General features: G+C 63.5%; 17 protein-coding genes. 3 read left to right on the top strand and 14 right to left on the bottom strand.

Going from position 1 to position 11018, the window contains the following annotated elements:
- Nucleotides 1-15: 15 nt before the first annotated feature.
- The 12 genes from ABNX41_RS20860 to ABNX41_RS20805 all read right to left on the bottom strand — a co-directional run bounded on the left by ABNX41_RS20860 (nt 16) and on the right by ABNX41_RS20805 (nt 8234).
- Nucleotides 16-444 (bottom strand): phage tail tube protein, encoded by a 429-nt coding sequence (locus ABNX41_RS20860; RefSeq protein WP_438671621.1) that lies wholly within the window; start codon nt 442-444, stop codon nt 16-18.
- On the bottom strand, nt 441-824 hold the full coding sequence (gene gp17, locus ABNX41_RS20855) for a tail completion protein gp17 (RefSeq protein WP_438671620.1): 384 nt from the start codon (nt 822-824) through the stop codon (nt 441-443). Before gp17 ends, ABNX41_RS20860 begins: the two co-directional genes overlap by 4 nt.
- 3 nt (nt 825-827) lie before the next feature.
- The gene (locus ABNX41_RS20850) at nt 828-1301 is read right to left on the bottom strand and encodes an HK97-gp10 family putative phage morphogenesis protein (RefSeq protein WP_438671619.1); all 474 of its coding nucleotides are present in this window, start codon (nt 1299-1301) and stop codon (nt 828-830) included.
- 2 nt (nt 1302-1303) lie between these two features.
- Nucleotides 1304-1633, bottom strand: coding sequence for a head-tail adaptor protein (locus tag ABNX41_RS20845; RefSeq protein ID WP_438671618.1), 330 nt, complete (start codon nt 1631-1633; stop codon nt 1304-1306).
- A complete protein-coding gene (locus tag ABNX41_RS20840) occupies nt 1630-2118 on the bottom strand; it encodes a hypothetical protein (protein WP_438671617.1) in 489 nt (162 codons plus the stop codon). The genes ABNX41_RS20845 and ABNX41_RS20840 overlap by 4 nt, the downstream gene beginning before the upstream one ends.
- On the bottom strand, nt 2115-2309 hold the full coding sequence (locus tag ABNX41_RS20835) for a hypothetical protein (protein ID WP_438671616.1): 195 nt from the start codon (nt 2307-2309) through the stop codon (nt 2115-2117). The genes ABNX41_RS20840 and ABNX41_RS20835 overlap by 4 nt, the downstream gene beginning before the upstream one ends.
- A gap of 69 nt (nt 2310-2378) precedes the next feature.
- A complete protein-coding gene (locus ABNX41_RS20830) occupies nt 2379-3689 on the bottom strand; it encodes a phage major capsid protein (protein WP_438671615.1) in 1311 nt (436 codons plus the stop codon).
- 12 nt (nt 3690-3701) lie between these two features.
- A complete protein-coding gene (locus tag ABNX41_RS20825; protein WP_438671614.1) occupies nt 3702-4556 on the bottom strand; it encodes a head maturation protease, ClpP-related in 855 nt (284 codons plus the stop codon).
- Nucleotides 4534-5814: a phage portal protein gene (locus ABNX41_RS20820; protein ID WP_438671613.1), complete on the bottom strand. Its 1281-nt coding sequence runs from the start codon at nt 5812-5814 to the stop codon at nt 4534-4536. Before ABNX41_RS20820 ends, ABNX41_RS20825 begins: the two co-directional genes overlap by 23 nt.
- Nucleotides 5815-5821: 7 nt before the next feature.
- Nucleotides 5822-7396: a terminase large subunit gene (locus ABNX41_RS20815; RefSeq protein WP_438671612.1), complete on the bottom strand. Its 1575-nt coding sequence runs from the start codon at nt 7394-7396 to the stop codon at nt 5822-5824.
- Nucleotides 7397-7804, bottom strand: coding sequence for a hypothetical protein (locus ABNX41_RS20810; protein ID WP_438671611.1), 408 nt, complete (start codon nt 7802-7804; stop codon nt 7397-7399). It abuts the gene before it with no gap.
- 103 nt (nt 7805-7907) lie between these two features.
- Complete coding sequence (locus ABNX41_RS20805) at nt 7908-8234, bottom strand: HNH endonuclease (RefSeq protein WP_438671610.1); 327 nt, start codon at nt 8232-8234, stop codon at nt 7908-7910.
- Between the two features lie 189 nt (nt 8235-8423).
- Here ABNX41_RS20805 and ABNX41_RS20800 point away from each other — a divergent pair, with 189 nt between their 5' ends.
- The 3 genes from ABNX41_RS20800 to ABNX41_RS20790 all read left to right on the top strand — a co-directional run bounded on the left by ABNX41_RS20800 (nt 8424) and on the right by ABNX41_RS20790 (nt 9472).
- Nucleotides 8424-8669 carry a hypothetical protein gene (locus tag ABNX41_RS20800; RefSeq protein ID WP_438671609.1) on the top strand — a complete coding sequence of 82 codons (246 nt, stop codon included), beginning with the start codon at nt 8424-8426 and terminating at the stop codon, nt 8667-8669.
- 198 nt (nt 8670-8867) lie between these two features.
- Nucleotides 8868-9119, top strand: a complete 252-nt coding sequence (locus ABNX41_RS20795; protein ID WP_438671608.1) for a type II toxin-antitoxin system RelE family toxin — start codon at nt 8868-8870, stop codon at nt 9117-9119.
- 11 nt (nt 9120-9130) lie between these two features.
- Entirely contained in the window at nt 9131-9472 is a 342-nt protein-coding gene (locus ABNX41_RS20790; protein WP_438671607.1) for a helix-turn-helix transcriptional regulator, read from the top strand.
- A gap of 412 nt (nt 9473-9884) precedes the next feature.
- Here the strand turns inward: ABNX41_RS20790 and ABNX41_RS20785 are convergent, their stop codons facing one another.
- Nucleotides 9885-10514: a hypothetical protein gene (locus ABNX41_RS20785; protein ID WP_438671606.1), complete on the bottom strand. Its 630-nt coding sequence runs from the start codon at nt 10512-10514 to the stop codon at nt 9885-9887.
- 31 nt (nt 10515-10545) lie between these two features.
- On the bottom strand, nt 10546-11018 hold a 473-nt coding region (locus ABNX41_RS20780), incomplete at its 5' end, for a hypothetical protein (RefSeq protein WP_438671605.1).

The following is an 11018-nucleotide window of genomic DNA, read 5'->3' as shown; positions in this document are numbered from 1 at the left end:
GATTATCGCCATGGGTCACTCCCCCTCAGCAATCACAACATCGCCGGTGACCCGGATATTGACGGTCGCGGTCAGGCGATCATCCAGTGGGATCGCTGGGGTGTATTCCTGGATGAACCCGTCGAAGGTCACCGTCACGCCGTTGGGATAGGTGATCCGCATCGGCAGGACGTCGCCCGATTCCCGCAGCGCGAGGATGCGCTGATCGCTGACCGACCCCGGCACGAAGTTCATTTGCAGCGAGGCCGTGCCGCTGTCGGTCAGGCCCGCGATGAACTCGCGACGACGGCCAGACGATCGGAAGTGCGTGACCTCGACCTCAGACACCGTCGATGAGGGCGGGGTGATCTCAAACACCTCGGCAAGTTCGACAAAATCAGCCCCGGCGGTTGCCGAAGCTGCGATAGCAAAACGGGTATCATACCCGATCATGGCATTGCTCATGCTTCTCTCCAGATGATGGTGAAATCCTGCGACACCCGGAATGGCCGGTCTGCCGCGTTTGCCTCGTGGTGGTCGCGGATCGTGTCGAGAAACACGCCGAGGATCTGCCCGCCCTTGTAGCCGTCCAGCAGCTTGCGAACCTCGTCCGAAAGCTCTTTGGCGGATAGGTAGCTCGCGCCGTAAGCGTCGATCTGGACCCGGTACCGGATAAGCCCATCAGGCCCCCGATAGTGATGGCTGCCGATGCCGCTCACTACATTCAGCACCAGGGCTTGCAGGCCTTTGCCCTGCCCGAGCACGCCCCATGTGATGCGATCCGATGAGCAATAGCTGGAGATCGCCGCTGAGCCAGTCAGCAGCGCGCGCAGAGCGAGTTCCATGGGTTAGCCCCCGGCTTTCTTCGCGTCACGCGCGGCCTTGCGCGCCGCCCGCTTGGCCTGCTTGTCGATCTCGAACCACATTTTCTTGCCCACGCGCTCCAGCGTGGGCTTGGCCTCGGCATCCCATGCGGGGCGCATGAAGGGCTGAGCCCCGTGGTTTTCGTTGCCGAACTCCTGGTTGTGTGCCGAGGACAGAGGTCCGGCACCGACGAACACCTCGACTGCGGCCTTGTCGTTCTTGTGCATTCTCCGATGCAGTCGCCTCTGCCGGGCTGAAAGCTTCGTGCTGACCGCAACCGAAGCCGCCAACTCGCCGCCATTCACCGGGGCGACCGGCGCCAGCGACCCTGCCCTGTCCGCCATGGGCTGCGCGGATTTTATCAACGCGCGACGCATCACCGCCTTTCGGGTCGCGGTTTTCTCGATCTCGGCCAGCGCCCGGTCCAGATCCCGAAAGCCCGTGGTCTTGATGGTCATCTTCACAGGTCAGCCCTCGCCGTTCCGGTGATTTCCAGATAGTCGCGCCGCCCAAGTTGCTTGATCCCGCGAATATCGAAGGTCAGACCCTCGCAGATCAGCCGATCCTTCGGTGTCAGGCCCCGCGTGAAATCGCTCGACCGCACGACGAACCGGCTGGCGACCGTGGCCTCGATCCAGCCTGCGGCGGCGCGCTCTGCGTCGGAGACATCCGTGCGGCTGGCAGGCTCAGGCAGGCCGTGTGCCGTCCATTCCTGCACGACCTCATAGCCGTTGTCGTATTCGCTGAACCGCTGGAACTGGATCAGCCGGTCGAACTCGCCGTAGTTCATACTCTCGTCCACCGCAGATGCCCGATCAGATCATCGAATGCATCATCGAATGATTGCCCCTCGGGGCCGGTCAGGCCGTCGAAACGCTTCTGGACCCAAACGCAGATCGCCTGTTGCACAGCGCCCAGCGTCTCCTCTGGCATGGCCGCCGTCATGGTCACGGTCGCGGGCGCGGTGATCGTGACCAGCGAGCCCAGCGCGTCATGGGAAAGCGTGACCTCGCCCGCGCTGGCGCTGACCTCGATTACGTCCGGGAACGGCAGGCGATGCGTGCCGGGGTCTGCGAACGTCACCGCCCATTGCTGCGACAGGATGCAGCGTCCGAGGATGCCACGATACCCGTCCATCATGGACACCGCAGCCGCCTCTAGCGATTGCAGCTGCTCATCGTGCTCGGTGCTGTTCGGGCTGAGGCGGCACTGTGAGCGCAACCTGGGCAGATCAACCACAGGCCCGGCAGGTGCGGTGACGCGGACAGGGGTCATTTCCGGGCCCGGGCCTTCTCAGTCGGCTCGGTCGGCTCGGTCGGCTCGGTCGGCTCGGTCGGCTCGCCGAGAGCATTGATCTCCGCCGCATAGGCCGCAAGGGCCGGAGGGCATTCCACGCCCGCAGGAACGACGCGGGGATAGATTTCGCCATCCGGCACGCCGAAGATGGGTTTCGACAACTTCGTCATGTCTGGATCTCCTTTTGTCCGCACAGAAGAAGGGGCGGATGGCCGCCCCCTCGCGCTGTAAGGACCGGATCAGTCGCCGCTTCCGGTGGTCGCAGCGGCCACGCGGTGGTAGCGCAGCCATTCCGGGTTCCACAGGCCGCCGCCGACGCGCTTGCGGGTGTAGAACAGGACGTAGGGCTTGTTGGTGTAGGGGTCGCGCAGGACGCTCATGCCCACACGGTCGAAGATCCGATAGCCCTCGGCCATGTTGCCGTAGATCACCGGGATCGCATTCGCGGCCACATCCGGCAGGCCCGAAAGCTCGTGGATCGGCGTGCCGAGCACAGCGGCAGGCTGGCTCGCCTGGAAGGGCGGCTGCCACAGATAGTTGCCGTCGCCATCCTTCATCTTGCGGATGGTGGCGTGGGTCTTGCGGTTCGCATAGAGCGCCGCCCCGACCGAGCGATCTTCGGGAAGGTCATAGATCAGGTCGATCAGCCCGTCCGGAGTCAGCGCCGCCGCCGCCCCGGTGATGACCTCCTTGATCGGGCCAAGCGGATGGCGCTGCGCCGAGGGGAGAGCGGCTTCGGTCGTCGCATCATAGCGCAGAACGCCCTTGGGCTTGTTCACGCCGTCGCCGTTGATGAAGGCCAGACCTTCCTGCCGGGCGAACTCGATATTGACCTCGCCAGCCAGCCAGGCCGCGATGTCGATCTCGCTGTCCTCGAGAACGCGCTCGGTCGCGGCGGGCATCGCGTAGATTTCCCCGAAGGCGAACTCATACTCGGCCAGCGTTGAGCCTTCGGTCTGCGGACGTGCAGCGGTTTCACCGACCCAGGCCGCATCGGTGCCGTGCAGGTTGTAGAGCTTCTTGAAGCCTTGACCCGACACGGATTGCACCGAGGCAAAGCGGCGCATCGGGGAAACCTCGATCCGCTGGTCGGTGATGGTGCGGTCCCATTCGATGGGCGCGGTATAGCCGCCATCGGGATCCGAACCGACCGAATAGGCCGCCTTGATGCCGCCGTCACGCGCCTTGGATTTCAGGCTCCGTTCGCCCTCGCCAGTGCGGAACCAGTCGGCAAAAGCAGCGGTATATTCGCGTTCCGCCTCGGTCAGGTTGTCGCCATCGCCGCCGCCGTTCAGCGAAAGGCCCGCGAGCCGGGTGTTGGCGTCATCGATTGCAGCCGTCAGCGTGCCGATGGATGCCTCGATCTTCCCGAGCTTTTCGGTGGTGACGACATCGTCGAACTTGGCCTTGAGTTCCTTGTCTTTCTCAGCCTGCGCAGCCTTGAAGGTCTGCCAGTCGTTGTTGAGGGCGACGACCATTGCGGCGGGGTCTGCCTCAGCGCGCACGGCCAAAATCCCGCCGATCAGGGCGGGGGAAAAATGCTTGGACATGGGAAACTCCTCTTATGCCCGGATTGTCATGGATGCCGCCGTCAGGGCGGCCACAAGTGCGCCAGCATCGCGCGTGGCGGGTTCGGCGGCATCGCGCGCGCCAGTTTTCAGAGCCGCGACCCGGGCTTTGGCCTCGGATGCGGAAAGCCCATGGGCGGCCATCAGGGCGCGCTCCACCTCTCGCTCGGCTGGAATGTTCTTCGCCGCAGAAGCCGCGACGCGAATGGGGATCGCGGTCATTTTCGTTTCCGCGAATCCCTTGGCAATGGCCTCATCGCGCAGGAAAACGGTGCCGTTGCCCCGGTCGTTTTCCATCCACGACACGACGTCAGCCGCAGCAGCGCCGGTGCGCGCGGTGTAGATCTCCGCCATCACCTCATCGACCTGGGCGAGAAGCTTCATGCCTTCGGCCAGCGCATAGGTGTTGCCGACGATCACGCCCGAAGCCTTGTGGATCATGATCTGCGATCCATCGGCCATGGCGATTTCATCCCCCGCCATTGCAATGATGGATGCTGCCGAGCCAGCCATGCCGAGCACGTTCACCACCACTTTCGCGGGATGCGCGCGCAGCAGGTTGTAGATGGCCAGGCCCGAGAAGAAATTCCCGCCCGGGGAATTGATGTTGACCGTAACGTCCCGCTCGCCAATCGATGACAGCGCCGCCGAGATACGACGCTCGGAATTGTCGAGATCGCCATAGGGGTCTCGACCAATCGCGCCATAGATCGAGATGACAGGATCGCCAGGGCGGCCCGCCGCCTGCAATTCGCCATCGAAACGAGCAACTGCCGAGTCGGGCGCCTCGAACTGGATCAGATCACCCGGCAAGAACGCTCGGATTTCAGGAAGCTTGCGAAGGCTCATTTGCCGTCTCCTGCGTTTGACCGGGCTGCGCCTGACCCGGTGCGGGCGGCAGCGTGGCAAGGTCGATATTTTCCAGATCCATGAGGTCGCGGATTTCGGGAACCGCCATCCAGGGATGATGTCCGCCCGAGCCCAGCGCCGCCTTGTAGAACTCCGCCTGATCCTTCATCGAGCCGCGCAGCAGCGCGCCGTCGTTGAACTTGGCGTAGTAATCCAGCTTCTCGTTCCCGGTCAGGACTGAGCGCCGGATGGCCTGCTCCCAGGCGGTGAACCACGGCGCGAGGCCGTATCGCACGAAGAACTGGCCTAGAACGTCGATCCCCGAGCCCCATGACGTGTCATCCACACCGAGCAGCGGGCGCGGCACCCCGAACACCCGGGCGATTTCCTCGATCTGCATGGATCGCATCTCAAGGTGCTGGCTGTCCTTGCTGGTCGAGGTGAAGGACTGCCACTCCATCCCCTCCTCGAGGATCAGGTCCTTGTGCGCACCATCGGCCCCGCGCCGCGCGTCCATGCTGGCTTTCAGCCTGTTATAGGCCTCGGTGCTCAGCTTCTGCGGGTGCTTAAGCGCGCCGCCGACGATCATGCCCTGGGCAAACAGCCGACCGGCCGCTTTCTCCGCCTGCATCGCAAGGCCGATTGCTTCGGCAGCCTGCTTGACCAGTGACAGCCCGCGCAGCCCATCCTCCGACAGACCCCGAAGGTGCAGGATCTCGCTCGCCTTGAATACCCGCTGCGCCCCTTTCGGCGGCTGGTAGCGATATTCGACTGTGAAGTCGTCGTTCTGCTTCACCGTCACCATGCCGGGCGGCAGCGGGATCAGCCGGATCACTCGCCCCATGCTGCGCACGATCAGCGCAAAGGCATCCCCACGCACCAAGGCGCGGTATTGCATCAGTGCCTTGAAGTCGAAGGCGGATTGCCAGTCATTCGGCTGCGCCAGGAGCAGCGAATAGAGCGGGTGATCCTTTGCCTTCGACTTGTCCTCCCCCCGGTGAAGGTGCAGCGGAAGCATTCCCATGGTGTAGCTGATCAGGCTCACGCAGCGGAAGACCGTGGTGTTGCGCATTGCAGTCGAGGCCGTGACCTCGGCCCCGCTGCCGGTATTCGCCAGAGCCTGGCTGATCTCCAATATCCGGGGGTCAAGCGCCGAGTAAGTTGCAGGCTCGACCGACGCCTGCACCGGAGGCTCAAGCACGGGCTCGACGCGGACAGGCGCGGCGCCCGCCGTGCGCCAGAAATCAAACAGCCCCATGCCCACCTCAAATCATCAGAATGCCGCGTTCCTCGTAGACCGAGGGGCCGGAGCTTGTATCTTCCCACGTCCCGGCCACGCTCATCGCCATGGCAAGCGCGACCATGCCGTCGATGCGGCCATGCGATTTCGATTTCGACAGCTTCCGATTCCCTGCGGGATCCATCTGCACCGTCGCGTTGCGAGCGCAGCTTTCGAGCACCGGGTGCCCGCCGTGTGCGATCCGCTTGTTCAGCAGCGCACTCTCGAGGTCTCGCAGCGCGGGCGACATCGAGGCGAAGCCTTGGCCAAACTGCTCGAAGATGGCCTCGTCGCCTTCAAGCTGCTCCTCGTTGAACCCCACCCGCAGAAGCCAGGGTTTCAGGTGGCGCCAATTCCAGCGGTCGAATGCCAGCTTTCTGACGTCATACGCCTCGCACAGATCCCAAAGATACGCCGCGACGAACTCATAATCGACCGTCGCCCCGGGCGAAGTCTGGAGCCATCCATCGCGTGCCCAGACATCGTAGGGCACCCTGTCCTGCCGCGCCTTCTCGGCAAGGCCCTGCCCAGGCAACCAGAACGTGGGGCGGACGTTCCAGATCCCATCAACCGGGGCCACCAGCACCAGCGCCGTGAGGTCCGACACCTCCGACAGATCGAGTCCGCCAAACACAGGCAGACCTGCAAAATCATCCACCACCGGCCCGCCGCATTCCTGCCAGACCCGCTGCGACACGAACGGATTGTTCATATCCACGCGCTGATTGAGGATCAGGTTGCGATATTCGGCCTCCCGGCTTGGCATCCGCCGGGCGTCCTCGGCCATCGCCAGCGTTTCCTCGGCATTCTGAAAATCTCCGAACGCCGGGTTCGCCGCCCGGATTGCCTCCTCGCTGAACGGGTCGAGATCCTCGGGCGCCGTGTGCAGCGACAGCACGACACGCGGATCATGCCCGGCCTTCGCATCCTCAATCAGCACCGACAACAGATCCGCATCCGTCGGGGCCTGCGTCGAGATCACGATCGACAGCGGGTTTTCCTGTGCGCCCGTGGCCGTCTCCAGTGCCTCATATAGCTCCGAGCGCGGCCCTTTCACCTGCCCAAGCTCGTCATGCACGATCAGCACCGGCGACAGCCCGTAAGCGGTGGACGCCTCCGCCGAAAGTGCACGGTAGAGCGACCCCAGTTCAGGACAGGCCAGCTGCTTCGCGGTGTCTCGCACGATCACGCAGCCGCCGCTCTCGATGTTGAGGTCGGGGTGCATGCGCACCATCTTGGCCGCTAGGGCGAACAGGATCGCCGCCTGCTCCCGCGATTGTGCCGCACTGTAGAGCTGGCTGTTCGGCCTCGCCTCAGGGCCGCACAGGTGCAGAAGCAGAATGCACGCCGACAGCGCGGTCTTCCCGTTTTTCCGCCCGAAGCTCAGGATCGCCCGCCGCGTCCCCGCCGGGTTATCGTAAATCCGGAGCAGCGCGTCCTTCTGCCAGTCCCTCAGCTTCACCGCCTGCCCGACAAGCCGCCCCTCTGGCACAAGGCAATACTGCTCGATCCACGCGATGTTTCTCTCACCGCGTGTCGGGGCCTTCTTCTTGCGGGCCATCTATTCCCACGGCCTCTTGGCCTGCCCGGGCTTCTTGGCCTTCGGGCTGACCGTTGCTTGCTGCGTGATCCGCAGCCGTGTCGCCAGCGAGGATGCGGCGCGGCTCTCGCGCTCGGCCATCTTGTAGAGTTTGTCCAGCATGTCGATGTCGAGCGGGTCATCGCTCTCAGCAGCCGCAACCAACTGCGATATCCGTCTGGATTTCACTTCATGGCGGCAATAGTCGGAGAGCAGCCCATGGGTTTCCGCCGGAAACCAGTCAGCGGGCAGCCTGTTCACAACCCGCCACCAGACCTCGGCCTGTTCATCCGTCAGGTCATACGGCGCATCTGGCCGCTGAACCCTCTCAACTCCGCCCGGCTGCGCGACCTCAAGGGACGCCGCCGACACGCGCCCTCTCGTGCCCATGTTCCAAAACCTTTTTTCTGCCCGTTTATGAAAAGCGAGGGCCCGCCGCCGGTCCCAGTCACCGAGGCTCTGGACTTTTACCCCCCCCCGGGTCCCCGCCCGGTCACTCCCAGACCGGCCACCCCCGCTCGTCGTACCGAGGCCTCTGCCGCCGCCCCTGCGCCTCTGCTGCCTCTCGCTCGGTCTTGGCCGTGTGGCAGGGCACGCAGATCGCTTGCAGGTTCCCCGGGTTGTCTGTGCCGCCCTGCGCCTTGGGGGTGATGTGGTCGACAGTGTGGGCCGGGGTGATGCGGCCCTCCTTCAGGCATGGCTGGCACAGGTGCTTGTCGCGGGTGAGGATGACAGGGCGCAGCTTATCCCAGGCTGTACCATATCCCCGTTCGTGTCGGCTGCGCTTGTCGTGCTTCCAGCCTCCGTTAGGCTTGGGCATCAAGGACAATCCGGCATTCCGTCTGTGCCCCCAATGCCCCCACGCGCCCAATCCTATTCGCCATCTGATGCAGATGCATGAGTGCCGCCCGGAAGAAAGTTATCGACCTGATAGTCCAATCAAGCGGTGTAATATCTTTCAGATGCGATCCAACGAATCATTCTAAACCGCAGCATCGGAGGCGAGGATATGCTCGACTATTTGCCCGCAATCGCCATAGCCATGAGTGTCATCGGAACACTCATGATCTTCCTTTTCGGCATGCCGTTCAGAGTGAAGCCAGTTACAGTCCCCCAGTTACTATGGACGGGAAAGACCATAGAGCCACCGAGGGAGGCGGTCATCAGCAGCAGAGCGTTCGACTTTCTGAGCTGGGCAGGCCTGACACTTGCCCTAACAGGCGGCGCCATCCAGTTCGGTATCGCTCTGCCCTGAGCTTCATCCCCGCCGTTCCGCAATGCCACGCCAAGCAATGCCCAGCAATGGGCCCGGCCTGCACGGGGTGACGATTGCTCGCATCAGGGATGACCGGCTGGCGGGGTGGAGCCGGGGAAGGATGCAGGCCAGCATGAATTGCATCTTTAAGCGACAACGTTGTTGATGTCGCCCGTAATGTAGCATATAGCTACATTCATGAAGCAGATCGCATACACTAAGGCCGCGACGAAATCCCTGAAACGAATCCCGGCGAATTGGGCCACGCGCATCCGCGAGAAGATCGAGGCCTATGCCGCAGACCCGGATTCGCAGGTGAACAACGTCATCACCCTGCAAGGCCGGGATGGGATCAGGCTTCGGGTTGGAGACTGGCGCGTCATCATGGATGACCAGGGCAACGTGCTGGCGATTATCGACATTGGGCCGCGTGGCGGCATTTACGAATAAAGGAGGCGACCATGAACGAGATGGTGACCATCACCCGTGAAGAATATGACCGCCTGCGTGAAGCGGCGGAAGATCTGGCCGATCTGCAAGTCTATGACCGGGCCATGGCTGATCTGGATTCCGGTAAGGAAGATCTGATCCCGGCTGAGTTCGTGAACCGCCTGGTTGACGGGGAGAACCCTGTGCGGGTGTTTCGGGACTGGCGCGGTCTTACCCAAGCCGCTCTGGCCGACAAGGCTGGGGTGAACCGCGTTACCGTGGCGGAGATCGAGACGGGCCGGAAACAAGGCTCTGTGGCCACACTCAAGAAGATTGCCGATGCCCTCGGCGTCGATCTGGACGATCTGGTCTGAAGTCAGGCTTCCGGCGCCATCTGGGGCGCACGGCGCTCCTGCATGGTTGCGTGACCGAAATGTCGGCGAGGGTTGCCACAGCACGGGCCAGAGCAACAATGCGGAGTACGGGCTATGCGACCGATCCGCTTGGCGCTCGGGCCGTCCTCGCCCCAAACATGCACCAGCTTTGCGCGCGCCCTTGCCTTGGCGACCGCTTCAGCATGGTGGCGATGAGCAAGGCCCCTAGCCATGACGTTTCCCCTCGAATATCTTGCGGGAGAGGCCATCCTCCCGGCCAGCCGAGGCTGGACTTGAGACCGGATGCTTGCGGGGATCAATCCGCGCAGAGCCGGAGACGGAAAGAGCGAGCCGTGGCTTTCCCACAACTCGCTCCCGATTATGCCAAATGTGCCCGATCCTGATTCGTTCGTCAAGCGCGCGCAGTTATCCCATCCGAAATATGGTGCAGGGCTGAGAGCAAAAGCCCCACATCTGCCGGGCGCTGGTCATCCAGCACGACGCGCTCGGCCTCAGATTGCGCGGCAGGCCCGGCACGGCCAAGCCACTCGCCCAGCCATTGGTAAGCCATCACGGCGTCATCCTGCTTTTGCTCGTCGGAGCGGTCATCCGGGGCCGGGGATGATGCATCTGCTTCCATGGCCTCGATCGGTAGCAGGAGCCGCAGGCATTGCGCATGGCGCCGCGGCGCGCCCATCACCGCGTCGAAGGCCGCTACCACCTTGCGCATGTGGCAGATCGCGCCCCAGAGCCGCGTGCGGTCGTCGTGGCGAGGGGCTGCCTTCGCCATGGCCCCGCCCGCCTCGCAGCCCCACCACGGATCGCGCATGTCGCGCCAGTCGCGCTGTGAGCTGCCCCACCGGCGGCAGCGGGCCTTGAGCATGTCGGCCTGCGGATCGCGCTGCGCTGGCTCGCGATAGGTGCGCCCGTTCGGCTGCTTGCGTGGCACCGGCTTCAGCGCCGGGACGCCCGGCGGCAGATCCCCCGCCTTTGCGCGCTTGCGGGCGGATTTTCCGAGGCCCTTGTGGTCGATCTTGGTCATGCTCGTCCTCGTTGGTTATTGGCCGTAGGGGTCATTCCGCCCCCTTGTCGTGGGTGTGGCGGGCGAGACGCGACAGGATGCCGAATACATCCACCTCCAGCGCGTGACGCGTGTTCGACGTCGCGCGATAATGTCCGGACAACCTCGGGACATCATCTTCGGCCGGTGGTTCAACCCGGTCGATGAACTCCCGCCCCCAGAGAGTTGAGGCATCACCATCGGCAAGGTTCATGCCCGTAAAACAATCGAGATGATCGCTTTCATCATCCCAAATTTCAATTCGCGTCCCTGATCGCATCACCGCGATCATGCCCGCCGGTGGGTAAAAAAGAGGGCCAGCCCAATTGATGCGCTCTCCCATCCACCGCGTCTCCCCGTCTCCGGGGGTGGTGAGGGCGCTACGGATGTGGGCAACGGCGTTGTTGATTTCGTCCCATGCCCGCTTGCCCAAGCCAAGGTTGGTCTCCCCAACGTTTGCCGCGATGGTAAGCCCTTCGAGCGGGA

It is taken from the genome of Pseudogemmobacter sonorensis (assembly GCF_042762395.1).
Classification (GTDB): Bacteria; Pseudomonadota; Alphaproteobacteria; order Rhodobacterales; family Rhodobacteraceae; genus Pseudogemmobacter; species Pseudogemmobacter sonorensis.
This window is presented reverse-complemented; position numbering and strand designations above follow the sequence as displayed.